Here is a 2,419-nt window from a genome sequence, read left to right on the forward strand (position 1 = left end):
ACCTGGAAATGAAAGCCAAGGCGCTGGCGCACACCTGGAAATGAAAGCCAAGGCGCTGGCGCACTGCGATCAACCCGATGAGGCTTCCGTCAAGCCGTGGCACTCCGACCCAGGTCTCATCGAATTCCTCAGGTCGCTGTAGCAATCCGTCCGAGACCTTATGTTGCGGTCGTACCGGCATCTACCGACAGCTCTCGCCCTTCCAATGGCGGCTGCCGCACCCGCCTCAACATAAGACCGGCGAACACATGTGGGGGCAAGGATCGCTACGCCATGCTCTCGCCCGTCCTGCTGGAACGGCTGCGCGCCTGGTGGCGATATGCGCATGCGCACGGCAAGATGCTGCCCAACGGTTGGCTGTTCCCGGGCATGAACCCAGTGGACCCGTTGACCGCGCGCCAACTCAACCGCGCCGTTCACCACGCGGCCGAGGCGGCTGGGATCGACAAGCGTGTCTCTATGCACACCTTGAGGCACTGCTTTGCCACTCACCTGCTGGAGCAGAAGGTCGACATCCGGGTGATCCAGGTGATGCTGGGCCACAAGAAGCTGGAAACGACATCGGTCTACACGCACGTGGCGACTGAGATCCTGCACGAAGTGATCAGCCCGCTGGAGAGGCTGCAAGCTGCATAGGCCTTCTCCATGGCGCACTGCGCCCTGGAAGTCGCCGACATCTTCCGCACCCACGGTCCCGCTTGGCGCACGGCGCGGCGGGGTCACCTGAGCCTGGGCCAGCTCAAGGTCATGTCGGCCATCGAACAGTGCCGCAGCGCGGCACTGGGAGGCCACGTGTTGCGTTGCGAAGCCTGCGGGCACGACCAGATCGCCTACAACTCGTGCCGCAATCGCCATTGTCCGAAATGCCAGGCCGCCGCCGCGCAACGTTGGCTCGACGCTCGACAGGCCGATCTGCTGCCGGTGGACTACTACCACGTCGTCTTCACCTTGCCGGCGCCGATCAGCGCCATCGCCTACTACAACAAGGCCGCGATTTACGCGTTGCTGTTCGACGTCGCCGCCGAGACCCTGTTGACCATCGCGGCCGATCCGAAGCACCTGGGCGCCAGCATCGGTGTGACGCTTGTGTTGCACACGTGGGGATCGGCGCTGACGCATCACCCCCACGTGCATGGCATCGTGCCGGGCGGGGGCCTGTCGCCGGACGGCGAGCGCTGGGTCGCCTGCAAGACCGGGTTCTTTCTGTCCGTGCGCGTGCTGTCGCGGCTGTTCCGGCGGCGCTTCCTCGAAGCGCTCGAGCACGCTCATCGCGCCGGCCGGCTGCAGTTCTTCGGTGAGTTCGCTGCACTGGCCGATGAGAACGCCTTCGCCGACTGGCTCGCACCGCTGCGCCAGTGCGAATGGGTCGTCTATGCCAAGCGCCCCTTCGCCGGACCGGAAGCGGTGCTGGCCTATCTGTCTCGCTACACCCACCGGGTTGCCATCTCCAATAGCCGGCTCGTGGCCATGGACGAGCGAGGCATCACCTTCCGCTGGAAGGACTACCGCGCCAAGGGCCGGACACGCCGCAAGACGATGACGCTCGATGCCGACGAGTTCATGCGCCGCTTCCTGCTACACGTCCTGCCCAGCGGCTTCCATCGCATCCGCCACTTCGGGCTCCTGGCCAACGGCAATCGCAAGGCCAGCCTCGCACGAGTTCGCGAGTTGCTACTGCAGCCATCCAACAAAGCTACGGAGACTTCGGCTGGTGATGCCGAGCCGGAATCCGAGCGACCGAGCTTCTTCTGCCCGCACTGTGGTGGCCCGATGATCATCCTGCAGACCTTCGCTCGCGGCCAGCCAATCCGCGCTCCGCCTCAAAAGGCTCGGGCACCATGAGTTCGCATCTGCATCAGCGTCCAAACCAAGCTTCGGCTCTTCATCCTCCAGGGTCGATGCGAGGAGGTCTTGCCTTCGCGCCTCACGAAGGCCCGCCGTCCGTCATGCCACCGAGCAACGCAACGCTCCGGCTTCAATCCGCCGTGCCCCATCGACGCCATCGGCCGAATTCTGGGGTCGCGTCGCCACCACCAGCTCGATCCACGCGTCCCGAATCCCCATAGTCTCGTAGCTTTCTCAGGCGTCCAAGCTGCATTCCGCGGTTTCCTCCATGGAGGCTTGTCCAACACCTGTCCTCAGGCCATGTCGTGCTCGGCGCCGTCGTGTCGCACGAACAGGTGTCGGACAACCCTAGACCAAAGCAGTCGCACGGATTTCTCTAAAGCGGCCGTTCAGCGAGCTCCGTGAGGTGGTCCACCGATCGTGGAGGCAACACCCCCAATTGCGGCGCGCCCCGGTCATCGGGGGCGCCGCTCAAGTCAACTCAGGGCAGGGTGAAGTCGGTGGCGAAGGTCGCGCCTCCCGCCAGCGTCGGCGAGGACGCCGTCTTCACCGAGCCGGCCCCGCTGGCTTCGAC

The 2,419-nt window shown here is 64.8% G+C and carries 2 protein-coding genes; both read left to right on the forward strand.

The genetic code is table 11. The features are described 5' to 3' along the window. Positions 1–231: 231 nt before the first annotated feature. Positions 232–636: a tyrosine-type recombinase/integrase gene (locus AC1DY5_RS51455; protein ID WP_478121986.1), complete on the forward strand. Its 405-nt coding sequence runs from the start codon at positions 232–234 to the stop codon at positions 634–636. Positions 637–645: 9 nt separating this feature from the next. Beyond that, complete coding sequence (locus AC1DY5_RS51460; RefSeq protein WP_478121985.1) at positions 646–1,842, forward strand: IS91 family transposase; 1,197 nt, start codon at positions 646–648, stop codon at positions 1,840–1,842. Positions 1,843–2,419 lie beyond the last annotated feature (577 nt).

Source organism: Variovorax sp. P4_D9, assembly GCF_056401695.1.

Bases quoted from the DNA above. Each gene is read 5' to 3' on its own strand.
- AC1DY5_RS51460 (WP_478121985.1), top strand. From the start codon at position 646: ATGGCGCACTGCGCCCTGGAAGTCGCCGACATCTTCCGCACCCACGGT.